At 73.1% G+C, this 24,139-nt stretch carries 13 protein-coding genes and 1 pseudogene; 4 read left to right on the top strand and 10 right to left on the bottom strand.

Features of this window, described 5'->3' with window-relative positions; all coding sequences use genetic code 11:
- The 5 genes and pseudogenes from ACDF64_RS03380 to ACDF64_RS03360 form a co-directional block, all read right to left on the bottom strand.
- Positions 1-705, bottom strand: coding sequence for an EboA domain-containing protein (locus ACDF64_RS03380; RefSeq protein WP_394555043.1), 705 nt, complete (start codon positions 703-705; stop codon positions 1-3).
- On the bottom strand, positions 702-1,643 hold the full coding sequence (locus ACDF64_RS03375; protein ID WP_394553407.1) for a sugar phosphate isomerase/epimerase family protein: 942 nt from the start codon (positions 1,641-1,643) through the stop codon (positions 702-704). The genes ACDF64_RS03380 and ACDF64_RS03375 overlap by 4 nt, the downstream gene beginning before the upstream one ends.
- A gap of 37 nt (positions 1,644-1,680) precedes the next feature.
- Positions 1,681-2,529, bottom strand: a pseudogene (locus ACDF64_RS03370) (SCO3242 family prenyltransferase); the annotation flags it as partial.
- Positions 2,526-3,869, bottom strand: a complete 1,344-nt coding sequence (locus ACDF64_RS03365; RefSeq protein ID WP_394553406.1) for an inositol-3-phosphate synthase — start codon at positions 3,867-3,869, stop codon at positions 2,526-2,528. The gene ACDF64_RS03365 and the pseudogene ACDF64_RS03370, both read right to left, overlap by 4 nt.
- A 23-nt stretch (positions 3,870-3,892) precedes the next feature.
- Positions 3,893-4,990 (bottom strand): polyprenyl synthetase family protein, encoded by a 1,098-nt coding sequence (locus tag ACDF64_RS03360; RefSeq protein ID WP_394553405.1) that lies wholly within the window; start codon positions 4,988-4,990, stop codon positions 3,893-3,895.
- 263 nt (positions 4,991-5,253) lie between these two features.
- On the opposite strand from ACDF64_RS03360, the gene ACDF64_RS03355 reads away from it, so the two are divergent.
- Complete coding sequence (locus ACDF64_RS03355) at positions 5,254-6,270, top strand: magnesium and cobalt transport protein CorA (protein WP_394553404.1); 1,017 nt, start codon at positions 5,254-5,256, stop codon at positions 6,268-6,270.
- Positions 6,271-6,279: 9 nt separating this feature from the next.
- On the opposite strand, the gene ACDF64_RS03350 is transcribed toward ACDF64_RS03355, so the two are convergent.
- The 5 genes from ACDF64_RS03350 to argG form a co-directional block, all read right to left on the bottom strand.
- Positions 6,280-8,139 (bottom strand): YhgE/Pip family protein, encoded by a 1,860-nt coding sequence (locus ACDF64_RS03350; protein ID WP_394553403.1) that lies wholly within the window; start codon positions 8,137-8,139, stop codon positions 6,280-6,282.
- Complete coding sequence (locus ACDF64_RS03345) at positions 8,136-8,852, bottom strand: hypothetical protein (RefSeq protein ID WP_394553401.1); 717 nt, start codon at positions 8,850-8,852, stop codon at positions 8,136-8,138. The genes ACDF64_RS03350 and ACDF64_RS03345 overlap by 4 nt, the downstream gene beginning before the upstream one ends.
- On the bottom strand, positions 8,849-9,493 hold the full coding sequence (locus ACDF64_RS03340) for a TetR/AcrR family transcriptional regulator (protein ID WP_394553400.1): 645 nt from the start codon (positions 9,491-9,493) through the stop codon (positions 8,849-8,851). Before ACDF64_RS03340 ends, ACDF64_RS03345 begins: the two co-directional genes overlap by 4 nt.
- A 55-nt stretch (positions 9,494-9,548) precedes the next feature.
- Positions 9,549-11,021, bottom strand: coding sequence for a cardiolipin synthase (gene cls, locus ACDF64_RS03335; protein ID WP_394553399.1), 1,473 nt, complete (start codon positions 11,019-11,021; stop codon positions 9,549-9,551).
- Positions 11,022-11,167: 146 nt separating this feature from the next.
- On the bottom strand, positions 11,168-12,610 hold the full coding sequence (argG, locus tag ACDF64_RS03330) for an argininosuccinate synthase (protein WP_394553398.1): 1,443 nt from the start codon (positions 12,608-12,610) through the stop codon (positions 11,168-11,170).
- Between the two features lie 91 nt (positions 12,611-12,701).
- Here argG and ACDF64_RS03325 point away from each other — a divergent pair, with 91 nt between their 5' ends.
- The 3 genes from ACDF64_RS03325 to ACDF64_RS03315 all read left to right on the top strand — a co-directional run bounded on the left by ACDF64_RS03325 (position 12,702) and on the right by ACDF64_RS03315 (position 24,029).
- Complete coding sequence (locus ACDF64_RS03325; protein WP_394553397.1) at positions 12,702-13,205, top strand: DUF3151 family protein; 504 nt, start codon at positions 12,702-12,704, stop codon at positions 13,203-13,205.
- A gap of 1 nt (position 13,206) precedes the next feature.
- The gene (locus ACDF64_RS03320; RefSeq protein ID WP_394553396.1) at positions 13,207-14,493 is read left to right on the top strand and encodes an adenylosuccinate synthase; all 1,287 of its coding nucleotides are present in this window, start codon (positions 13,207-13,209) and stop codon (positions 14,491-14,493) included.
- Positions 14,494-14,642: 149 nt separating this feature from the next.
- Positions 14,643-24,029: a DUF5979 domain-containing protein gene (locus ACDF64_RS03315; RefSeq protein WP_394553395.1), complete on the top strand. Its 9,387-nt coding sequence runs from the start codon at positions 14,643-14,645 to the stop codon at positions 24,027-24,029.
- Positions 24,030-24,139: the final 110 nt, after the last annotated feature.

Here is a 24,139-nt window from a genome sequence, read left to right as displayed (position 1 = left end):
TCAGTCCTCCTGGTGGGGGCCGGCGGGGTCGCCGGCTGCGGTGACGTCGGTGGGGGCGGGCGCGGCCGCGGGGGCGGGTGCGGTCGCGAGGCGGGTCATGTCGTCGGTGACGGTCCGGCAGGCGGCCCGCCGCTCGGCGATGAGGCCCGCGGCCATGCGGGCGAGTTCGACGTCGGCGCGGTCGTCGAGTCCGGCGACGACGTCGAGCGGGAGGTCCATGAAGACCGCTTTCAGCACGCCGTGCCGCCAGGCGTGCTGGTCGAGGTGGCGGGCCGCGAACGGGCCGAGGGCAGCCGCGACGAGGCGGGGGTCGTTCGCGCGCAGCGCGTCGAGGACGAGGTTCACTCCGGCGTCGACGAGCGGGTCGCCGCCGGTCGGGTCGGATGCCCCGACTGCGCCGATCCCCCCGGCCTCCTCGGCCGCGCCGAGCCCGCGGAGCACGCCGCGCCGCTCGGCGTCGTCGCCGTACCGGTGGAGCTCCCGGAGCTCGGCGGCCGCGCGGTCGGCGGGCAGCGCCCGGACCAGCGCGACGACGAACCGCTCGCGGGCGAGGTCGTCGAGGGTGCCGTGCCGGTAGCCCTGCGGGTCGTCGTCGGGCCGGACCGCCCCGCGGCCGACCTCGCGGCCCGCCGCGGGGAACAGGTCGGCGATGCGGGCGGGATCGGCGGCGATCGCCGCCTCCCCCTCGTGGATCCAGTCGGTCATCGGGCCTCCCAGGCGTCGTGGAGTGCGGACATCGAGCGTGCGGCGACGCCGGGCGCGTCGTGCGCGTGCCGGGGGAGCTCGACCGCGGCGAGCCCGCGGTAGTCGAGCTCCTCGAGCGTGCGGAGCGCGGCGGCGAGGTCGAGCGAGCCGTGCCCGAGCTCGAGGTGGTCGTGGGCGTCCGGCAGCATGTCGTCGACCTGCACGTTGCGCAGCAGCGGCCCGGCCGCCCGGAGCGCGCCCTCGACGCCGTCGGGTTCGACGACGACGCAGTGGCCGAGGTCGACCGTGAGGCCGAGCGCGGGCGGGTCGCCGAGGTCGGCTCGGAGCGCGAGCGCGTCGGCGACGGTCTCGACGAGCATGCCGGGCTCGGGTTCGAACGCGAGCGGAACGCCGGACGCCGCGGCCTCGGCCACGATCGGCGCGAGACGCTCGCGGAGCCGGCCGCCGGCGGCATCGGGTGCGACGCCGAGCGGCAGTACGCCCGACCAGAGCGACACGCAGTCGGCGCCGAGCACGGCCCCCAGTTCGATCGCACGGCGGAGGAACTCCTCGCGCGGCGCCGCGTCGTCGTCGAGCAGGGTGGGACGGTGCTTGCGGAAGGGGTCCAGCAGGTAGCGGGTGCCGGTCTCGACGACGATGCGCCAGCCGAGCCCGTCGAGGCGGTCGCGGAGGCGCGCGGCCGCGTCCACGGCGTCGGGCGCGAACGGGTCGAGGTGCGGATGCCCGAGCGTGAGCGCGAGCCCGCGGTAGCCGAGCGCGTCGAGCACCGTGACGACGTCGTCGAGCGGATGGTCCGCGAAGCCGTTGGTTCCGTAGCCGACGGCGAACCGCGCGCCGGGGAGCGGCCCGGCGAGCGGTCCGGCGAGGGGCCCGGGGTGCGAGCGCGGTCGCCCGGCGGGCAGGGCGTCGGGCAGCGCCCGGGGCAGGACCGCGCTCACGTGACGTCCCCCGGCCGCTCCGCCCGCGCCGCCCGCGGAGTCGGATGATCCCGTGCACGGCGACGAGTCCGAGTGCGACCGGGAGCGAGCCGCTCCGCGCGACGAGCGCCGCCTGGAGCGGCACGACCGAGCCGATCCCCGCGCGGGTCGCGTCGCGCACGCGCTCGGGCGACGGATCGTCGACGGCCGCGAACTGGCCGGGCAGCGCGGCGGCGAGGTACGTCGCGGCCCCGGCGGCGCCGGCGAGGCGGGCGACCGGGGAGGCGGCCGCGGGACTCGCGGCATCCACCGAGGCCTCCACCGCTGCGGCCGCCGCGCCCGTCGCGACGAGCGCGAGCCCGGTGTCGGGGGCGGACCCGCCGTGCACCTCGCCCCGTGAGAGCGCGGTGACCCCGACGGTGTGCGTCGCGATCGCGAGCGCGGCCGGCAGGGCCCGCGGCGAGCCGCCCGCGCCCATGAGCACGTCGAAGCCGCGGCACGCGGCCATCGCGAGCGGCCCGGCCGCGGTCGGCTTGGCGAACACGTCGTACACGACGACGGATGCCGCGAGCGGGACCGCGCACGCGAGCGCACGCCGTCCGCCCCCGGCCGCGGCGAGCGCGAGGCCCGCGGCGCCGAGCCCGACGGCGATCCCGAGTGCCCGCCGGGCACTCACCCGCCCGGAGGGGATCGGCCGCTCGGGCCGCTCGACGGCGTCGAGGTCGCGGTCGGCCCAGTCGTTCAGCACCATCCCGCCGGCGTACAGCGCGGCCGACGCGAGCGGCAGGAGCCATCCGCGCTTCGTGAATCCGCCCGCCGCGGCGTGGGCGCCGACCGCGGTGTCCCCGAGCACCGTGAGCGCCGCGGGCGCGCGCATGAGCTCGAGGACGTCGCCGGCGGTCGTCACCGCGCGCTGCCGACGGCGACCGGCTCGGCGACGGCGGACGCGGTCGCGCCGGACTCGGCGGCGCACTCGCGCGAGCCCGGCGCGCCGGCGACGGACCCGGGGTCCGTCGCGCCCGCGAACTGCTCCGCGAGGTCCGACGCCCACGACCGCAGCGCTGCGGACTGGTCGGCGAACGCGTGCACGTCGCTGCCCCACGGGTCCTTGAAGAAGCAGCCGAGCGCGGGCACGACGCCGCGCACGCCGACCGCGTCCGCGAGCGACAGCAGGCGCGCGAGGTCGATGACGAGCGGGGCGGCGAGCATCGAGTCGTACGCGGACCACGTCGTCTGCAGCGTGAGGCGCGAGCCGAGGAATCCCTCGGCGTTGATGTGGTCCCAGGCGGTCTTCACGTCGCCGAGGTCGGGCACGTTGTCGATGTGGAGCGGGGCGACGACGTGGTCGCCGACGAGCGCCTTCAGGCCGCGGTTCTTCGAGGCCAGCTTGCTGCGGACCGCCTCGGGGTCCGCGAGGGTCCGGCCGTCGCCGCCGCCCAGCAGGTTGGCGCCCGCCCACGAGAGCACGCGCATGCCGCGTTCGGCGAACATCGGGGCGAGCACGGTGCGCAGCAGCGTCTCGCCGGTCTTGCCGTCCTGGCCGGCGAACGGGATGCGCGTCGCGGCGAGCGCGCGGAGGGCCGGGAGGCCGAGGCCGGCCGACGGCGTGAAGCAGGCGTATGCGGCGCCGGCCTCGACCGCCGCGAGCGCGGCGAGCGAGCTCGGCGGCAGGATCGCGAGGTCGGGGTCGGCGAGTGCGCCGGCCAGGAGCACGGCGTCGTGGAACTCGGGGCGGTCGGCGGGCAGCGGCTCGGTCGACGAGACGTCGACGACGGTGACGTGGGCGAGGCCGTGGCGGTCGCGGAAGTCGGCGATGTCGGCGGCGAGGCGTCGGACCGCGTCGAGCTGGCTTCCGGCGTGCGAGGCCGGGTCGTGGCCGGGGCGGATCTCGGCGTCGGTGCGTGCGAGGTCGTCGCGGACCGACGCGACGATGCCGGCCGGGAGCATGCCGGCCGCGGCCAGCGCCTCGGCGCGATCGACGAGCGCGACCGTGCTGAGGTCGTGCCCGCCGATGACGATGGCCTCGAAGGCCGGCAGCGGGACCTCGGCCAGGCCGGGCTCGGCGGTCGTGCACCCGGTCGGCGCGGCGAGCCCGGCGCCGAACGCGTGGACGCCGACCGCGACCGTGGTCGCGACCGAGCCGCGCGCGCCGATCAGCCAGAGGCCGACGCGGCCGCGGTTCCAGGCGGTGGCGGTGCCGTCGGCGTCGGCGGTGTCGGCGTCCTGCGGGGTGGGGGTGTGCTCCACGTCGGTCTCCTTCGATCGGTGGGTCAGTGCGTCCGGTGGCGGAGCGCGAGGGCGAGCTCGGCGAGGTGGTCGGCGAGCGGGGTGGGGAGGTGGTCGCGGGCGGTGCGGAGGCCCCGGTCCAGGTGCTCGTCGATGAGGGCGTGCACCGCCGCGCGCGCCCCGGTCGCGGTCACGATGGCGCGCACGCGTCGGGCGTCGTCGTCGTCCGCATCGACCGAGCCGAGCGTTCGGAGGATGGTGCTCCGGTCGGCGTCGCCGGACCGGCGGAGCGCGAGGCGGATGTGCTCGGTGCGCTTGCCGTCGCGGAGGTCCGAGAGCACCGACTTGCCGGTGACGTCCGGCGCGCCGAACAGGCCGAGGTCGTCGTCGCCGAGCTGGTAGGCGATGCCGAGCGCGGCGCCGACGCGTTCGACGGCGTCGATGGTCACCGCGTCGTCCGCTCCGGCGGCGATCACGCCGAGGGCGAGGGGGAGCGTGATGCTGTACGACGCGGTCTTCAGGCGTGCGACGAGGAGCGGCGTGCTGCGCTCGGGTGGGAGTGCTTCGCTGCGGACGTCGAGGAGTTCGCCGGCGATCGTGCGTTCGACGGCGCGCAGGGCGGTCGCGGCGAGGCGGGCGCGCACGGCGTCGGGAGCCGGGGCGGTGACGAGTGCGAGCGCGGCCGCGTTGAGGGCGAGGTCGCCGGCGAGCAGGCCGGATGCCGCGCCCTGTCGTCCGCTTGCGGCGTCGCCGAGCCCGGCCGCGCGGGCCGCGGCCTCGGCACGCGCGACCACGTTGGGTCGTCCGTGGCGGACGAGGTCGCCGTCGATGAGGTCGTCGTGGATGCACAGTCCGAGGTGGACGAGCTGCTGGGCGCCGGCGATGCGGCGCAGGAGCGCGGCATCCGTGCCGCCGTGGGCGAGGTAGGCGGCCGCCACGAGCCGGGGGCGCAGGTACTTGCCTCCGTCGGCTGCGCGCGCGGCGTCGACGAGGTCGGCGAACTCGCCCCCGGCTTCGATGCCGCGCACCGATACCGCGTCCCACAGGTCGCCAGCGAGCGTCGAGGGATCGCCGAGGGCGACGTCGACGCGGCCGCCGAGGTCCATCGGCACGGAGGCGGCCGCGACCGGTGCTGGGTGCATGCGGACCTCCGTCATCGTCGACTGGGTGGGGTTCGGCGGCAAGCCGAACGCAGCGCGACGCCGTGGATCCGGGGGCTGACCCCGACTCACGTTCCGTCGCACTGCGTACTGATGTGCATGCTATTTCGATCAAAGTATCGGTGTCAATGAACGACATTCGTTTGTCGAACACGCAAAAGTAACCACGCATGCGCGGCCGCGACGGCGACGGATCGACCGGCCGGCTGCGCTCCACCCGCCGCGCGGTGCGCGAGACTGGACCCGTGCCAGTGATCGACAACGCGATCTACCGCGACGGCGTCCGGGTCGCGACGCCCGCCACGCTCGAGGAGACCTTCGAGACGCTCGACGCGCACGGCGGCTTCGCCTGGATCGGGCTCTACCGGCCCAGCGACGCCGAGCTCGACGCGGTCGCCGCCGAGTTCGGCCTGCACCCGCTCGCCGTCGAGGACGCGCGCAAGGGCCACCAGCGTGCGAAGCTCGAGCGCTACGGCGACTCCCTGTTCGTCGTGCTCCGGCCCGGCCGGTACGTGGACCGGACCGAGACCGTCGAGTTCGGCGAGGTGCACCTGTTCGTCGGCGCGAACTTCGCCGTCGGCATCCGCCGGGCGGAGACGCCCGACGTCGCGAAGGTGCGCCGGCGCCTCGAGGAGGACCCCGAACTCCTCGCGCAGGGCCCCGAGGCCGTGCTCTACGCGGTGCTCGACGAGGTCGTCGACGAGTACGCGCCGGTCGTCGCGGGGCTCGAGAACGACATCGACGAGATCGAGGACCAGCTCTTCTCGGGCGACCCCGCGGTGACCCGCCGCATCTACGACCTCGCGAGCGAGGTGATGGAGTTCCAGCGCGCGACCCGGCCGCTGCTCGACATGTTCGGTGCGCTCGAGCGCGGCTTCGACAAGTACGGCGTCGACGTCGAGCTGCAGCGCTACCTGCGCGACGTGAAGGACCACGTCATCCGCATCGTCGAGCGCGGCGAGGGCTTCCGGCAGCTCCTCCAGAACGCCCTCTCGGTGCACGCGACGCTCGTCACGCAGCGGCAGAACGAGGAGATGCAGCGCCTCAGCGAGGCCAGCGTCGCCTCGAGCGAGCAGGCGAAGAAGATCTCGAGCTGGGCTGCGATCATCTTCGCGCCGACCCTCATCGCCGGGATCTACGGCATGAACTTCGCCTTCATGCCCGAGCTCGACGAGCCGTGGGGGTATCCGTTCGCGCTGTCGCTCATGGCCGTGTTCGCGCTCGTCCTGTACCTGGTGTTCAAGCAGCGCAAGTGGCTGTAGCCCGCCGCATCATCCGATGAGGCTCGGCTGCAGGTCGCGGAGCGTGCGGAAGCGGGTCATCCGCGTCACGCCGATCCCCGCGATCGCGAGCGCGCCGAGGAGCCAGAGCGCGAGCACCGCGGCGTCCTGCCACGCGCGCCCGAGCTCGCCGCCGTACATCGCCTGCCGCATGGCGTCGACGACGTAGCCCATCGGCAGCACGCGGTGCAGCGCGGCGAGCGGGGCCGGCAGCGTCTGCCACGGGAAGGTCCCGCCGGCCGTCACGAGTTGCGCGACCATGAGCACGAGGCCGAGGAACTGGCCGACCGAGCCGAGCCAGACGTTGAGCGCGAGGATGATCGCCGCGAACGTCGCCGACGCGAGCAGCATGATCCCGAGGACCCCGATCGGATGGCTCATCGAGAAGCCGAGCACGAGCGCGAGCACGCCGAACAGGGCCGTCATCTGGAGCGCGCCGAGGATGCCCGGCGTGAGCCATCCGGCGAGGGTCACGCGGATGGGCGCGTCGATCGCGGTGACGGCGCGCCGGGAGAGCGGCTTCACGATCAGGAAGAGCGCGTAGATCCCGATCCAGCCCGCGAGCGCGGCGAAGAAGGGCGCGAGCCCCGCGCCGTACCCGTCGGCCTTCGCGACCGCGCTGGTCTCGGCGTCGACCGGGTCGGCGATCGTGTCCGCCTGCGCATCCCTCGTGGCCTGCGTCGAGGCGGGGATCTCGGCCGCGCCGTCGGCGAGCCCGTCGCGGAGCTCGCCGGCGCCGGCGTCGAGGTCGCCGAGGCCCGCCTGCAGCGTCGCGGCGCCGTCGCGGAGCGCGGAGGCCCCGTCGGCGGCCAGCGCGGCGCCGTCGGCGGTCGCGCGCGACCCGGTCGCGAGGGCGGATGCCCCGTCCGAAACCTGCCGGCTGCCGTCGGCGAGGGCGTCGATCTCGCCGACGACCTCCTGCACGCGGTCGCCGCCCGCGGCGACCTGCGTCGCCGCCGCGTCGAGGCTCGCGAGCGCGCGGTCGATCGCGGCCCGGTCCACGCCCTGCGCCTCGAGCGCGGACTCGAGCTCGGCGCGCGCCTGCGGCAGCGCGGCGACCGCGCCGTCGACGGCGGTGCCGACGCGGTCGGCCGCGTCGGCGAGCTGCGCGTTGCCGTCGGCGACCTGCGCGGCGCCCGCGGCGAGGTCGGATGCCCCGTCGGCGACCTGCTCGGTGCCGTCGCGGAGGCTCGCCGCGCCGTCGGCGAGCGAGGATGCCCCGCCCGCGAGGCGGCTCGCGCCGTCGGCCGCATCGGATGCCCCGTCGGCGAGGCGGCTCGCGCCGTCGGCCGCGTCGGCGAGTCCGGTGCGCACCTCGTCGAGCGAGTCGAGGAGCGTCGACGCCGCCTCGGCGCCGACCTGCTCGGCGACGGCCGCGCGGATGCGCTCGACGGCCTGCTCGCCGATCGTGCCGGCGAGGTAGCTGTTGGCGTCGTTCGTCGAGAGCACGAGCTCGGCCCGGCGCGGGGCATCCGTCCGCACCGAGGCGAGCGCGTCGGAGAAGTCGGCCGGGAAGGTGATCGCGAAGTCGTACGTCGAGTCGTCGAGGCCGGTCGCGGCACGGTCCGCGCTCACGCGGTGCCAGTCGAAGTCGCCGTCGGCGACGAGCCGGTCGGCGACCTCGTCGCCGACGGTCCGCGCGGGGCCGTCGTCGCCGAAGCCGGCGCCGCGGTCGTCGACGACGAGCGCGACCGGGACGTCGGCGAACTTCGCGTACGGGTCCTGGTTCGCCCAGAGGTAGAGCCCGCCGTACAGCACGGGCACCGCGAGCAGCGCGATGAGCGCGACCACGGACATGCGGGAGGCGGTGAGGCGGCGGAACTCGGCCGCGACGAGCTGGGGGAGCTTCATGCGTGGCCTCCCGTGAGCGCGAGCTCGAGGGCGATCGCGGTCTCGAGCGCCGGCTCGAGTTCGGGCTCGAGCCCGGCGTCCGCGCCCGGCTCGTCCTCGTCGCCGCGCAGTCGCGCGAGCATCGCGTGCGCGCTGATCGCGGCCGCCGCAGCCGCGCCCGCGACCACGAGGACTGCGAAGCCGCGGTCGGCGAGCCGCTTCGCGAGCGTCCACCAGTCGAGCGGGTCGCCGCCGTGGCGGTCGGGCGCGACGAGCACGACGCCCTCGACGTCGTCGCGGAGGATCGCGAGTTCGGTGAGCAGCCGGAGGCGGTCGGCGGGTTCGACGTCGGCGATCGGCACGCGTGCGAGGTGCTCGAGGCCGAGGCCGCGGAGCGTGCGGGCGACGGCGACCGGTCCGGACGCCAGCCCGGCGAACATGAGTTCCTCGGCGCAGACGCCGGCGGTGGTGACGTTCGGGGCGGGATCGCTCGCGCCGGGTGCGTCCACGAGGGCGATGCGGCGGCGGATGCCCCGTGCGTCGGCGCGCCCGTCGAGCATGACGATGCCCGTGTCGGGGCGCATGCGGCCCGAGGCGATCAGGCCGAGCACGGTGGGGCGCTGCTCGGTCTCGGCGTGCGCGAGCGTGGCGCGACCGGATTCGAAGGCCGTGGTCGTGGTCGGCAGCGCGATGCCGTCGCGGCCCTTCGAGACCGCGCGAAGGTCGATCCTCATGCCGAACGCACCGCCCGCAGCGGGGGTGCCGTCTCGATGAGCACGCCGGCCTCGCGCCAGCCGAGCCCGACCGTCGAGAGCACCGAGCGCATGACGAACCCGGTGCCCTGCGCGCGGTCGAAGCCGCTGCGGACCGACTCGGCGAGCACCGTGATCGCGGCCTCCTCGATGAGGCGTGCGAGCAGGCCGGCCGGGAGGTCGCCGCGGAGGGTTCCGCTCAGGATGCCCCGTTCGACGAGCGCGCGGATCGCGGCGCGCAGCGGGGCGAGCGCGCCGGCCGCGACGTCGAGGTACGCGTCGGAGACCGCGAGGCGGGCGACCACCCGGACCTGCTCGACCTCGCTCCAGATCCGGGCGGCGAGCAGTGCGAGCGCGACTCGCTCGTCACCGCTGATCGCGGAGCGCGCGACCTCGTTGAGCCGTTCGGCGCCGTGGTCGATGAGTGCGCGCACGAGGGCGTTGCGGTCGCGGAAGTGGCCGTAGACGGCACGGCGGCTGAGGCCGGCGGCCTGCGCGATGGCGTCGAGGGGGGCGTCGGGGGCTTCGGCGAGCACGGTCGCGGCGGCGGCGAGGATGGCTTCGCGGTTCTCCGCGGCGTCGCGCCGCGGTGCGCGGCGCACGGGATCGCTGGTGGGGGGCATCCTCGCAGTCTACGCCTAACTTGCACAAGACTGTGCAAGTTTGTGAAACCCGCCCCTACTGCAGCGCCGACGTGAGCCGGGCCACCCCGTCGAGGAACGTCGCCGACGCCGGCTCGCGCTCCCACTCCTCGAGCGTGAGCTCGCGGCCGACGGCGCGATACCCCTCCTCGACGGCGCGCATGTCCGCGACGAACGACCGCCCGCGCACGAGCAGCGAGATCTCGAAGTTCAGGTTGAACGACCGCACGTCCATGTTGCTCGAGCCGATCACCGCGACGTCGTCGTCGATCGACAGGTGCTTCGCGTGCAGGATGTACGGCCCCGGGTACATGAAGATCCGCACGCCGGCTCGCAGGAGCTGCCCGTAGTACGAGCGCTGCGCGTGCCAGACCGACCCCTGGTCGCCGATCTCCGAGACGAAGAGCTGCACGTCCAGGCCCCGGAACTTCGCCGACGTGATCGCGTACATCATCGCCTCGTCGGGCACGAAGTAGGGGCTCGTGATGATCACGCGCTCCTGCGCCGACGCCACGAGCGCGAGGAACAGCCGCAGGTTGTTCTCGAGCTCGTACGCCGGGCCGCTCGGGACGACCTGGCAGGTCAGGGCGTCGGGCGAGGCATCCGCCGCGATGTCGGTGACGGGCACGTGCGCGACGTCGACGAGCGACTCGTCGGTCTCGGAGAACCAGTCCGACAGGAACACCGCGTTGATCGCCGCGACCGTCGGGCCCGTCAGGCGCACGACGAGCTCCTGCCACATGAGCCCGCGCTTCTGGTTCTTCGGCGAGTCGTAGTCGCGCGAGATGAGGTTCTGCGACCCCGTGTACGCGACGCGCCCGTCCACCACGACGAGCTTCCGGTGGTTCCGCAGGTCGGGCCGCTGGTACCTGCCCTTGGTCGGCTGGACCGGCAGCAGGAAGTGCCACTGCACGCCGATCCGGTCGAGCTCGGCGAACGTCGCCTCGTGCACGCTCACGCGACGGGATGCCACGTGGTCGAGCAGCAGTCGCACCGTGACGCCGCGCTGCACGGCGCGTTCCATGGCGGTGAAGAAGCCGCGCGTCGTGTCGTCGATCGCGACGATGTAGAACTCGACGTGCACGAAGTGCTCGGCGGTGTCGATGTCGGCCGCCATGCGGTCGATCGAGGACTGGTAGTCGCCGAACAGCTCGGCGCGGTTGCCGTCCGATGCGGGCAGCGCCCCGAGCACGCGGTTCTGCTCGGTCGCGGTGGCGAACCACGCCGGCCATGCGCCGCGACTCGGTGCGAGCTCGGCGCCGCCGATGCGCTCCTCGATGGCCCGGTTGATCAGCTTCTGGCGTTCCATGCGCTTGCGCGGCAGCTTCACGTTGCCGATCAGCAGGAACAGCACGATGCCGATGAACGGGATCAGGAAGATCGCGAGGAGCCAGGACATCGCGGCGGTGGGCTTGCGGTCCCGCGGGATGATCACGAGCGCGATGATGCGGATGACCCAGTCCAGCAGGACGAGCGCGGCGGCGACCCACCAGCCGAGGTCGCCGCTCATCCGCGGAGGTCCCTGCGTGCGCCCGTGGTGCCCCTGGTGTCCATGCGCCCTCCCCCGGCTCCGGTTGGTCGAGTATGTCACCCGGCCGGATCGCCGTGGAAGGGGCGCTCCGAGGGGCGGCGGGCGCCGCTCCCCGGAGGCGGGACTCAGTCGGTGCCGAGGTCGAAGGCGGATGCCTCGTTCGCGGCGTCGGTCGCGGCATCCAGTCGCACGTCGGCGGCCGACGGCTCCTCGGCCGGCGCGGCGATCTCGCCCGACTCGCCGGCACGCAGCGTGCCGACCAGTGCGGCCGTCGAACCGCCGACGATCCCGAGCTGCGCGTACTGCTCGAGGCGCGCGCGCGAGTCGGCGATGTCGAGGTTGCGCATGGTGAGCTGGCCGATCCGGTCGAGCGGGCCGAAGGCCTGGTCGCCGACGCGCTCCATCGAGAGCTTCTCGGGCTGGTAGCTGAACGCGGGGCCCTCGGTGTTCAGGATCGTGTAGTCGTCGCCGCGGCGCAGGCGCAGCGTCACCTCGCCGGTCACGGCCGAGGCGACCCACTTCACGATCGACTCGCGCAGCATGAGCGACTGCGGGTCGAGCCACCGGCCCTCGTACATGAGGCGCCCGAGGCGGCGGCCCTCGTTGTGGTAGTTCGCGACCGTGTCCTCGTTGTGGATCGCGTTGAGGAGGCGCTCGTAGGCGATGTGCAGCAGCGCCATGCCGGGCGCCTCGTAGATGCCGCGCGACTTCGCCTCGATGATGCGGTTCTCGATCTGGTCGCTCATGCCGAGGCCGTGGCGGCCGCCGATGCGGTTCGCCTCGAGCACGAGCTCGACCGGATCGGTGAACGCGACGCCGTTGAGCGCGACCGGGCGGCCCTGCTCGAATCGGACCGTGACATCCTCGGCCGCGATCTGGACCGACTCGTCCCAGAAGCGCACGCCCATGATCGGCTCGACGATCGTGATGCCGGCGTCGAGGTCCTCGAGCTTCTTCGCCTCGTGCGTCGCGCCCCAGATGTTCGCGTCGGTCGAGTACGCCTTCTCGCTGCTCGCGCGGTACGGGAGGTCGCGCGCCTTCAGCCACTCGCTCATCTCGGTGCGGCCGCCGAGCTCGGTGACGAAGTCCGCGTCGAGCCACGGCTTGTAGATGCGCAGGCGCGGGTTGGCCATGAGGCCGTAGCGGTAGAACCGCTCGATGTCGTTGCCCTTGTAGGTCGAGCCGTCGCCCCAGATCTCGACGCCGTCCTCGAGCATCGCGCGCACGAGCAGCGTGCCGGTCACGGCGCGGCCGAGCGGCGTGGTGTTGAAGTAGGTCTTCCCGCCGCTGCGGATGTGGAACGCGCCGCACTGGAGCGCGACGAGGCCCTCCTCGACGAGCGCGGCGCGGCAGTCGACGAGGCGCGAGAGCTCGGCGCCGTAGTCCTTCGCGCGGTCCGGGACGGCCTCGACGTCCGGCTCGTCGGGCTGCCCGAGGTCGGCCGTGTAGGTGCAGGGCACGGCGCCCTTCTCTCGCATCCAGGCGACCGCCACGGAGGTGTCGAGCCCTCCCGAGAACGCGATGCCGACGCGCTCGCCGACGGGAAGGGAGGTGAGGACCTTGGACATGGGTTCCAGCCTACCTGCGGCACTCCGGGTGATCGTCCGGCCGCAGGCGCCGGCTACCGGGCACCGCGGATGCCCCGGTATAGAGTTGAGCGTGACCTCAGACGAGACATCCCGGGAACCGGAGCCGTCGCTCGTCGACGAGCCGGAGGTTCGACAGGCCCTCGCCGACGGTGACCGCCGCACCGTGCACGACGTCGTCGCGGGGCATCCGTCGTCTCCCCTCGCCTGGACCGAGCTGGCCGACGTGGCCGACTCGGAAGGGCGTTCCGTCGAAGCCTTCGCCTACGCGACCGTCGCCGTCGACCTCGCGCGCGAGCAGCTCGCCGCCGCCGGCTGGACGCCCGGCGCCGCCGTGTCCTGGGCCGACGAGCCGAACCGCGCCTACCTGCGCGGCCTCGACGCGCGCCGTCGCGCGGCGCTCGCGCTCGGCCTGACCGACGCCGCGGCCGCCGCGGCCGACGAACTCGCCGCGGCCGACGACGAGGCGCCGGCGCGCATCGCCAGCGAATTCACCCCGACGCAGCAGCTCTCCCTCGCGGAGCTGCGTGCGGCGATCGACGCGGGCGCCGCCGACGCTCCCGCCGGAGAGGACTGACATGCCAGGAATCGTGCTCGTCGGAGCGCAGTGGGGCGACGAGGGCAAGGGCAAGGCGACCGACCTGCTGAGCTCGCGGCTCGACTACGTCGTGAAGTTCAACGGCGGCAACAACGCCGGCCACACCGTCGTCATCGGCGATGAGAAGTACGCGCTGCACCTGCTCCCCTCCGGCATCCTGACGCCGGGCGTCACGCCGGTGATCGGCAACGGCGTGGTCGTCGACATCGAGGTCCTGTTCGAGGAGCTCGACGCGCTGACCGCGCGCGGGCTGGATGTCTCGAAGCTGCGCATCTCCGCGAACGCGCACGTCATCACGGCGTACCACCGGACCCTCGACAAGGTGACCGAGCGGTTCCTCGGCAAGCGCCAGATCGGCACCACCGGGCGCGGCATCGGCCCGACCTACGCCGACAAGATCAACCGCGTCGGCATCCGCATGCAGGACCTCTTCGACGAGGGCATCCTGCGGCAGAAGGTCGAGGGTGCGCTCGACCAGAAGAACCACCTGCTCGTGAAGATCTTCAATCGCCGCGCGATCGAGCCCGACGAGATCGTCGACGACCTGCTCGGCTACGTCGACCGGCTCCGCCCGATGGTGGCCGACACGGCGCTGCTGCTGCACCAGGCGCTCGACCGCGGCGAGACCGTGCTGTTCGAGGGCGGCCAGGCCACCATGCTCGACGTCGACCACGGCACGTACCCGTTCGTGACGTCCTCGAACGCGACGTCGGGCGGCGCGATCACCGGCTCCGGCATCGCCCTGAACAAGATCGACCGCGTGATCGCGGTCGTGAAGGCGTACACGACGCGCGTCGGCGCCGGCCCGTTCCCGACCGAGCTCTTCGACGAGTGGGGCGACTTCCTCACCGAGCAGGGGCACGAGTTCGGCACGACGACCGGCCGCCGCCGCCGCACCGGCTGGTACGACGCGCCGATCGCGCGCTACGCGAGCCGGATCAACGGCGTCACCGACTTCGTGCTCACCAAGCTCGACGTGCTCACCGGCATCGAGAAGATCCCGGTGTGCGTCGCGTACGACGTCGACGGCACGATCGTCGACGAGGTGCCCGTGTCGCAGTCCGACTTCCACCACGCGAAGCCCGTGTACGAGGAGTTCCCCGGCTGGACCGAGGACATCTCGGGCGCGCGCGAGTTCTCGGACCTGCCCGCGAACGCGCAGGCGTACGTGCGCGAGCTCGAGTCGATGAGCGGCTCGAGGATCTCGGCGATCGGCGTCGGCCCCGCGCGCGACGCGATCGTCCAGCTCCACGATCTGCTCGACTGAGTCCGTTTTCGACCCGGATCTGCGGATTTCCCCGCGCAGCCCGCCTCCCGCACGCGACATTCCGCCGGCCCCGACCCCTCGGGTAGGGTGGCGGTGATTGCTCTGTCGCCCCCGCGATGAGGCGGGCTGCGACCGGACCGGGGGGACCGATGCGCAGAATCCGACGTCGGCTGGCGGGCTTCGCCGCGCTCGCCGTCGTCGGTGCGATCGCGCTCCCCACCGCGATGCCGGCGGTCGCGGCGCCCGACGACGCCGTCTTCACGACCTTCGCCAAGATCGTCACCCCGCCGGACCAGTCCCCGTACGCGGCGGGCGAGGAGTTCAGCTACACGATCGCGGTCAACTGCAACAGCCCGATCGTCGACATCTGCATCGGCGCGCACGTCTCGGACACGCTGCCGCCCCCGCTCGTGTTCGATCCCGCGGCGCCGAACCCCGTCGTGGTCACGGGCGGCGGCACCCCGCCGGCGACCGTCACCCTCGGCGCCGACGGCTTCGACGTCACGTTCAATGAAGAGGGGACGGCCGGCACGGGCCTTCGGACGGGTGAGCAGGTCAACATCACCGTGTTCGTGCAGGTGCCCGCCGACGCGAGCGCCGACTTCGACGGCGACGTCACGAACACGGCGACCGCGGCCGCGGACAACGCGCTGTCGAAGGATGCCTCCGTCACCACGCAACTCGACATCCCCGAAGTGCTGGACTCGACGGTCTCGAAGTCGGTCGACGACCACGTCGCCGACGGGCAGACGGTGCCCGCGCTGCCGGGCCAGCCCGTCGACTACGTCATCGGGGGCGGCAACGCGTCGAACCGCTCGGTCGACGCGATCGTCGTGCAGGATCCCGCCGACGGCGTCGCGAGCCCCTTCGACGGCCCGCTCGACTTCACCGGCATCACCTCGATCACCCCGCCCGCCGGTGCCGACCAGGTGCAGGTCGAATACCTGGATGCCAACGGGAACTGGGTGGTCACCTATCCGACGGGCCCGATCCCGACCGACTTCACGAACATCCCGGATGTCCCACCGGACCAGGTCCACGGCCTCCGGTTCACCTTCTCGTCCTCGGCCGGGCAACTGCCGCCGACGCCTCCCGGGCAGGAGGCGGCGATCGGCATCTCGAGCGAGACGAACGACCAGGTGCTCGACATCCCGCTCGACACGTCGCAGGCGATCCCGAACACCGCGTCGTCGAACGTCGTGGTCGACGGCCGCACCAACCCGCCGAAGACCGCCGACGGGTCGGTCGTCATCAGCAACACCGGGCCCACCGTCGACGTCTCGAAGTCGTTCGCCGATCCGACGCTGCTCGCCGGCGAGACGACCACAGCGACCATCGACGCGACGAACGGGCCGCGCCCGGTCACCTCGATGACGATCGAGGACCCGACGCCGGGGCAGCCGGACCTCGCCGACCAGGGCCTCGTCTTCGGCGGCTTCACCGCCGGCGTCGAGTGGCCGGCCGCCGCGAACGGGGTCTCGGTGACCTACACGTACGCCGACGGCAGCACCGAGACGCTGACCGGTGCCACGCCGAACCAGATCCCGCCGCCGACGGGCGTCGAATCCGACGTCGTGGGCTTCTCGATCACCTTCACCGGGCCGATCCAGCCGAACGCGGTCGCCGAGGTCCCGTTCGACGTCACCGCCGACCCGGTGTCGGGGCAGCTCGACGTCGTCGGCACCAACCAGGCGACCTCGACCGTGACCGATGCCGCCGGCCTGACCGGCACCGACGCGGACGCGGCCGACCTCACCCGCCAACCCGCCCGTGTCTCGACCACGGTCGACAAGAACATCGCGCAGAGCTCGGTGTGGGACATCCCGGGCACGACGACGGATGTCTCGTTCCTCGCGACCGTGAACAACCAGGGCCCCAACGCCTCGACGGTCGGCGCGGACTCGCTCGTCGTCAGCGACCCGGCGGACCCGCAGCCGGGCGATCCACCGAGCGCGTTCTGGAACACGTTCGACGCGAAGCAGCTCTCGGCGGGTGTGCCGGCGAACGCGAACCTCACGGTGCAGTACTGGGACGGGACCCAGTGGGTGACCTTCCCCGGCGCCGAGCTCATCGAGGGCCCGACCACGTGGAACTTCACCGTGCCGGCCGACCTGCAGGACGACGTCCAGGGCATCCGGTTCGTCTACACGCCGAAGCCGGGCGAGACGCTGCCGCCGGGGTTCCAGGTGTCCCCGAGCTTCTCGGTCGCGACCCGCGACCAGTTCCGCGACGGGTCGGGCAGCGTGCACGACGCCGCGCTCGCGGCGAATCCCCTGGTCGTCGCGAACGACGCGTCCTCCACGGTGACCAACCCGGCCGACACGTCGCCCGGGGACAACACCGCGACCGATTCGGACGCGATCGACGTCGATCCCTGGATCCCGGACGGGTCGGGCGTCGACCTGATCGAGAAGACCTGGCTGCAGGACGAGGTCTTCGCGTTCACCGACGACGAGCGCACCGCGAGGATCACCTGGTCGACCGAGGGCGTCCCGTTCGACTCCGTCGCGATCACCGACGACCCGACCGCGGGCGCGGACTTCTCGAACCTCGCGGCGTCGGCCTTCGACGCGTGGGACCTCGCGAGGATCGAGCCGATCGACGCGTCGCTCGACCCGACGATCGCGTACGACAGGGTCGCGGCTGTGGAGCTGTACGACGACACGGCCGACGCATGGGTCGACGTCACCGCGGCCGCGTGCGGCGCCGCCGACACGACGGGGACCGCCTGCGACGGCGGATTCCCGGGGTACACGCTCTCCGACGCCGAGCGCGCGTCGACCCTCGCAGTCCGGCTCACCTACGTCGAGGGCTCCAACCGCGGCGGCGGCTCCGGGCCGGCGCCCGGCACGGGCGTCGCGCAGTCGACCGGCCACACGCGCGGCCTCGACCTCGAGTTCCGGCTCCGGCAGGTGAAGCGCTCCGACGGCGGCCCGGTCGTGGGCTCGCTGCACGGCGAGACGTACAACTCCGGGCTGAACGGCGTCGTCGAGAACACCGTCGGCATCGACGGCGTCGGCCCGGAGCCCGTCTCGCAGCAGGCCGTGGACGACATCACCATCCTCGACACCACCGTGAACGTCTCGGTCACGAAGACCTTCGACCAGGACGCGCTGCCGATCCCGCCGCCGACCACGCCGCAGGACGACTACCCACTCGTGAGCGCGACGATCACGGCGCGGAACGAGACTGAGGCGAACATCGCCCAGCTCGCCGTCTCGGACCCCGCGACCCCGCCCGCCGCCGCGACCGACACGTACGACAGGTTCAACCTCTTCGCGATCGGTCGGATCAGCGTGCCCGCGAACGCGACCGAGTCGATCGTGACGCTCACCCACGAGGGAGGCGGAACCACCGACCACACGATCGCCGAGGCGCAGGCGCTCGAGCCCGCGCAGCTCGCCGACGTCATCGGCGTCCGCGTGGTGCACCGGGATCCCACCCGGGTCGCGATCCTCAGCACCGAGCAGACGAGCGTCGTGCTCGTCTTCCAGCTGCGCGAGTTCCTGCGCAGTGCGCCCGGCACCCGGCCGGCCCAGGGCGACCTCGTGACGAACGTCGCCTCGGTCGACGGGACGCGGCCGGGCGGCGCGCCGATCGACGAGGCCCACGGCACCGACGACGACACGCTCCAGTTCGTGCCCGCCACCTACGGAGTCCTGGCGGGCAAGTCGATCTCCCCGCCCGCACGCTACGAGGACGAGCCGCGCACCGGGTACACCGTCACGATCGGCGGGCAGCCGACCGGCAACGTGCGGACCACGGTGCTGACCATCACCGACGACGAGCCGACCTTCTGGAACGCCTTCGAGTTCACCGCGTTCACGCAGCGGACCATGCCGCCGAACCTCGACCAGATCCGCGTCTCGGCGCTCGTGGGCGTCGACTACGCGCTCGACGGCGGCACGGGCGAGCTCGTGCAGACCTGCGGCGGCAGCGCCGACCTGACCGCCTGCTGGGTCGTCGGGGACTGGCAGGATGTCCCGGCCTCGAACACCGTCACGCCCGCGCTGCCCGCCGGCGTGGCCCCGGCGGCCGTGCGGGGCATCCGGATCGAGGTCCGCCGGGACGCCGCCGAATCGAACTGGGAACTGCCGCGGAACCCGATCGTCTCCTTCGCATTCACAGCTGCTCGGCTCGAGAACCTGCGCTTCGGGCCCAACGGCGAGACCGACTCCGTCCCGGTGCCCTCGACGCTGCCCGGCCTCGTGACCGCGCCCGGCGAGGCCGTGCAGGGCACTACGACCGACGAGGTCGACGTCCACGGCGTCGGGTCGTGGGACACGCCTGTCGGCGGACTCTGGACGGCCGACGCGAGCGCGCAGGACACGACGGACCTGCTGCACCGGGTGAACGCGATCAGCGTGACGAAGTCGCCGGGCAACGGGCAGTCGGGTACGGCGTCGCAGCAGTTCCCGCCGGATTCCGAGATCCCGTACGTGATGACGGTGACGAACACCGGCCAGTGGCAGATGACCGGGCTCGAGCTCTCGGACACCATCGGCGGCGACGCCCAGGGCTCGTACCTCGTGCCCGTGCCCGGCGCCGACCCCGTGTTCGAGTTCGACCTCACCGATGCCGGCGGCGACACGCTCCCGACCACCGGTTTCAGCGGAAGCCTCGACACCGCGACCGGCGTCGTCACGATCACGGTGCCCGCCGATTTCGTGTTCGCGCCCGGCGACGTGCTGACGATCACGGCGCACCTGCAGTTCCGGCCCGCACTCCCGCCCGGGACCCCGGTCGGCAACGCGATCACCGCGACGAGCGACCGCGACTTCGAGACCTGCACGCACACCTCGGACAACCGGCCGGCGCCCGACGTGCCGAGCACCGCGTCCTGCACCGCCGACACGTCCGTCACGCCCGCACCCGCCGCGCCCGTAGCGGTCACGAAGTCGGTCCGTGGCGTCGGCGCGGGCGTGCCCGGCGCAGCCGCGGGCGACCCAGACTTCGACGACCTCGGCGTGCTGAGCCTGAGCGGCGACCCCGACGCCTGCGCGACGCCGAACGCCTCGGCCGACACCTACGTGAACCAGTGCGTGCCGATCACCCGGCCGGGCGGCGTCGAGGAGTGGCGCATCGAGTTCACGAACCGCGGCAACGTGCCGGCCGACGTGGTCGGCGGCATCGACGTGCTCCCCGCGGTCGGCGACACGGGCGTGGTCGTGGGGTCGCAGCGGGGATCCCAGTGGGCGCCCGTGCTCCTCGGCATCCCCGGTGCGACCGTGCCGCCGGGCGTGACGCTGTCGTACCTGACCACCGTGCCGAACCAGGCCTGCAACGCGACCGACCTCCAGTTCAGCGTCCTGATCGAGCCGGTCCCCGCCGGCGACCCCTGCGCGGCCGACGTGAACTCCCGGCAGTGGATCCCGTTCGACGGCTCGACGCCGGCGGCGGAGCTCGCGGCGGCTCGCGCGGTGAAGCTCGTCGTCGAGTACCCCGCCGGTTCGGGGCTCGATCCCGGCGCCTCCGGCGCCGTCACCTTCCAGACGCAGACGCCGGCGTGGATCCCGGACGCGTACTCGACCGACCTGCCCGTCGCGTGGAACACGGTCGCCGCGGGGTCGCGCGCGACCTTCGACGCCGTCGAGTACTACCAGGGGCCGGTCGAGCCGGTCCGCGCGGGCGTCGCCTTCCCGGTCGGCGAGATCCAGCTCGAGAAGGACGTCGTCACGCCGCCCGGCTGGACCTTCCCGCTCCCCGACGACTACGACGTCGACGTCCGGTGCGCCTCGCTCGGCGAGGACGTCGCCCTCGTCGACGGCTTGGGAGGTCCGGTCTCACCGGTCACGGTGCCGGCCGGCGGCTCGGCGCTCGTCGGCCCGGGAACGAACCTGCCCCTGTACTCCGACTGCACGGTCGCCGAGCTCGCGTCGCAGGGCGCGACGGCGACCTACGACCCGGCGGGCACCGGAGGCAGATCCGGGCCGGTCACCGCGACGACCGACCTCTCGGCGCGGACCGACATCCACCACCCGTTCGACCCCGCGCCAATCGAGGACGCGACGATCACCGTCGAGAACGAGTACGCGATCGGCGGCTTCGACGTGACGAAGGCCGTCGTCGAGGGCGGAGCACTCGACCAGGACGGCGACCCGATCGCGTTCGACCCCACGTTCACGTTCACCGCGAGCTGCACGTTCCTCGACGTCGAGGTCGTGCCGGTCGACGACCGCACGTTCACGCTGCAGGACGGCGACACGAAGGAGTTCGCGCCGCTCCCCGCGGGTGCCGAGTGCACCGTGACCGAGACGGATCCGGCGGGCGCGACGACGACCGAGGTCGTGGTGACCGAGGACGGGACCGCCGGGACGCCGTCCGACGACGAGGCATCCTTCACCGTGCTCCCCGACGAGCCCGGCGGCACGCACGTCACCGCGCTCGCCGTGACGAACACGTACACGGTGGGCTCGCTCACCATCGAGAAGGCCGTGACCGGGACGGGCGAGGACCTCTGGGCCCCGGCCGAGTTCACGGTCCACCTCACCTGCACGTGGGACCAGGCGACGACGAACCCGGTCTACGACGCCGACCTGGTCGTGCCGGCCGACGGCTCGGTCACGATCGACGACCTCCCGACGGGCGCCGACTGCGTGGTCACCGAGCCCGACGACGGCGGCGCGACGGGCGACCCGGAGATCTCGCCGGCCTCGGTCGAGATCGGCGCCGCGGGTGAGCCGGGCGACCCGGTGACCGTGACCGTGACGAACGACTTCCGCACGGGAGGGTTCGTCGTCGAGAAGACCGTGTCGGGCTCGGGTGTCGGCTTCAGCGAGGACGTCGACTTCACGTTCCACTACGAGTGCACGTACGAGGGCGCTCCGGTCGGCGAGGACGACCTGACGATCACGGGCGACGGCACCGCGGGCCCGTTCGCCTCGGAGACCGTGACGGGGCTGCCGGTCGGTACCGAGTGCGTGATCGCCGAGACGGCGAACGGCGGCGCGGATGCCACGCCGGTGCCGGCGACGATCACGATCCCCGACCAGGCGACCGCGGGCGTCGAGGAGGTCGAGACGGCCGCCTTCGAGAACCGGTTCACCGCCGGCACGGTCGCCGTCACGAAGGACGTGACGGGCGATGCCGGGGACATCCCGGAGATCGCGAACGCGACCTACACGGTGCACGTGACCTGCGCGCTGACCGACGGCGGGACGCCGCTCTTCGACGACGACGTCGAGGTGACCGGCAACTCGACCGTGACGGTCGAGGATCCCGCGACCGGCCTGCCCCTGCTGCTGCCGGTCGGCACGCACTGCTGGGGGAGCGAGACGGACGACGGCGGGGCGACGGATGCCTCGGTCGACTTCGATTCGTTCGACGACGCCGTGATCGTCACCCCGATCGCGGGCGATCAGCCGCAACCGGTCGAGCTCACCGCGACCAACCGGTTCGACGACGGAGACCTGGTCGTCGAGAAGGACCTGGCCGGCAACCCGGCATGGGGCGCCGGGCGCACGTTCGAGATCCTCGTGACGTGCACATTCGACCCGGGCCCCGGCAACCCGCCGGTCGTGATCTACGACCGCGAGACCGTGGAGCTGCAGGGCGGACAGCAGGCTACCCTCCTCGACATCCCGATCGGCTCGGAGTGCTGGGCCGAGGAGCCCGACCCGGAGGGGGCGGTCGACGTCGACATCAGCGCGACCGAGGAGGACCCGGTCGTCGTCGGCTCGGCCACGGGCATCACCATCACCGTGACGAACACCTACCTCGATGCGGGCTTCTCGGTCGACAAGACCGTCGACGACGGCGGCGCCGTCGACCAGGACGGCGACCCGATCGTGTACGACACCGTCTTCACCTTCTCGGCGGTGTGCGTCTTCGAGGGCGACACCGTGCTGGACACCACCTTCCAGCTCTCCGACGGACAGGAGCAGGTGTTCGGCGACCTCCCGGCGGGCGCGGAGTGCACCGTGACCGAGACCGGCACCGGCGGGTCGACGGGGACCACGATGGTCATCACCGAGGACGGCGCCGCGACGGACCTCGGCGAGACGACCGCCGCGGCCTTCACGTTGCTGCCGGACGCCGCGGACGGCACGCACGTCACCGCGATCGGCGTCACGAACCCGTTCACGGTCGGTTCGCTGCAGCTCACCAAGGCGGTCAGCGGGACGGGCGCCGACGCCTGGGCCGGCGAGTTCGGTGACTACCAGGTGCACGTCGTCTGCTCGGTCGCGGCCGCCGACCCCGACACCGTGTACGACGACACGCTGACGCTGACGACGGATGCCCCCGGCAACGTGGTCACGATCCCGAACCTGCCCACCGGGGCCGAGTGCGACATCGAGGAGACCGACCTCGGCGGCGCGACCGAGGCGACCGTGTCGGGGAACCCGGTCGTGATCGGCGACGACGCCGTCGACGGACCGGTCCAGATCACGGTCGACAACGAGTTCCGCACCGGCGCGCTGAACGTGCTGAAGGAGGTCCGCGGGCCCGGCGTGCCGGAGTTCTCGACCGGACCCTTCGTCTTCGGCGTCGTGTGCACGTACGAGGGGGAGACGGTCGTCTCGACCGAGCTCGTCGTCGTGGGCGAGGAGGACTCCTCCGGCCCGTACACGAGCGACACCATCACGGGCATCCCGGTCGGCGCGGAGTGCGTCGTCACCGAGGTCGACGACGGCGGTGCCGACGCGACCGCGCCGCCGGTGACCGTGACGATCCCCGACCAGGCGACCGACGACGTCGAGACCGTCGTGACGGCCGGGTTCCTCAACAGGTTCTCGCTCGGCCTGCTCGGCGCCGCCAAGCGCGTCGACGGCGAGGCCGCGGACGCGCCGTGGGTGCAGGATGCGGTGTTCACGCTCCAGGTAACGTGCGAGCTCGACGTGAACGGCGTGCGCGTCACCGTCTTCGACGACACGATCGGCCTGGCGGCCGGTGACATCCAGCCCCTGCGCGACGCGAACGGCGACATCGTGCGGCTACCGGTCGGCACGCACTGCTGGGGTTCCGAACCTGACCTGGGCGGGGCGACGGCCGGATCCCTCGACCACGACTCGTACGACGATGCGATCGTCGTCGAGACCGCCGGCATCCCGCAGGTCCTCCTCGTCACCGCGACGAACACCTTCGAGTACGGGCAACTCGAACTCGAGAAGACCATCAGCGGATCGGCCGAGTCGGCCGCGGGGAAGACGTTCACCGTCGAGGTGACGTGCACGCTCGACCGCGGCGAGCAGAATGAGCCGTACGTTGCGCTCGACCACGAGCCCGTGACGATCACGGGCGGTCAGTCGGTCGAGCTCGACCAGCTCCCGGTCGGGGCCGAGTGCTGGGCGGAGGAGACCGACACGGGTGGCGCGATCTCGGTCGCCGTGAGCGCGACCGAGGCCGACCCGGTGGTCGTCGGGGCCGAGACGACGGTCACGATCACGTTCGACAACGAGTTCGCGCCGCCGCCGCCCGTCACGGGCGTCGACGGCGCGGCGCTCGCGCGGTTCGGCGGTCTCGGCGGCCTGCTCGTGCTGCTCGGCGTCGGGCTGCTGGCCCTCCGCCGAGCCCGCCGCCTCGGCGCCCTCCGGTGAACTAGGACGCCCACCTCCGGTGATCGAGGAGCGCCCGAGCGGAGCGAGGCCGCGTATCGAGATCCCATCGCGAGGTCTCGATACGGCTGCTCCTTCGTCGCGGCCTACTC

Origin of the sequence: Agromyces sp. MMS24-JH15, assembly GCF_043518605.1 — a bacterium.
Classification (GTDB): Bacteria; Actinomycetota; Actinomycetes; order Actinomycetales; family Microbacteriaceae; genus Agromyces.
Note: the sequence above shows the minus strand (reverse complement) of the source record. Positions and strands in the feature narration are given on the sequence as shown.

Excerpts from the sequence above, each read along its gene's own strand:
- ACDF64_RS03380 (WP_394555043.1), bottom strand. The coding sequence starts at position 705 with ATGACCGACTGGATCCACGAGGGGGAGGCGGCGATCGCCGCCGATCCC.
- ACDF64_RS03360 (WP_394553405.1), bottom strand. The coding sequence starts at position 4,990 with ATGCACCCAGCACCGGTCGCGGCCGCCTCCGTGCCGATGGACCTCGGC.
- ACDF64_RS03350 (WP_394553403.1), bottom strand. The coding sequence starts at position 8,139 with ATGAAGCTCCCCCAGCTCGTCGCGGCCGAGTTCCGCCGCCTCACCGCC.
- ACDF64_RS03345 (WP_394553401.1), bottom strand. The coding sequence starts at position 8,852 with ATGAGGATCGACCTTCGCGCGGTCTCGAAGGGCCGCGACGGCATCGCG.
- ACDF64_RS03340 (WP_394553400.1), bottom strand. The coding sequence starts at position 9,493 with ATGCCCCCCACCAGCGATCCCGTGCGCCGCGCACCGCGGCGCGACGCC.
- cls (WP_394553399.1), bottom strand. The coding sequence starts at position 11,021 with ATGAGCGGCGACCTCGGCTGGTGGGTCGCCGCCGCGCTCGTCCTGCTG.
- argG (WP_394553398.1), bottom strand. The coding sequence starts at position 12,610 with ATGTCCAAGGTCCTCACCTCCCTTCCCGTCGGCGAGCGCGTCGGCATC.
- ACDF64_RS03320 (WP_394553396.1), top strand. The coding sequence starts at position 13,207 with ATGCCAGGAATCGTGCTCGTCGGAGCGCAGTGGGGCGACGAGGGCAAG.
- ACDF64_RS03315 (WP_394553395.1), top strand. The coding sequence starts at position 14,643 with ATGCGCAGAATCCGACGTCGGCTGGCGGGCTTCGCCGCGCTCGCCGTC.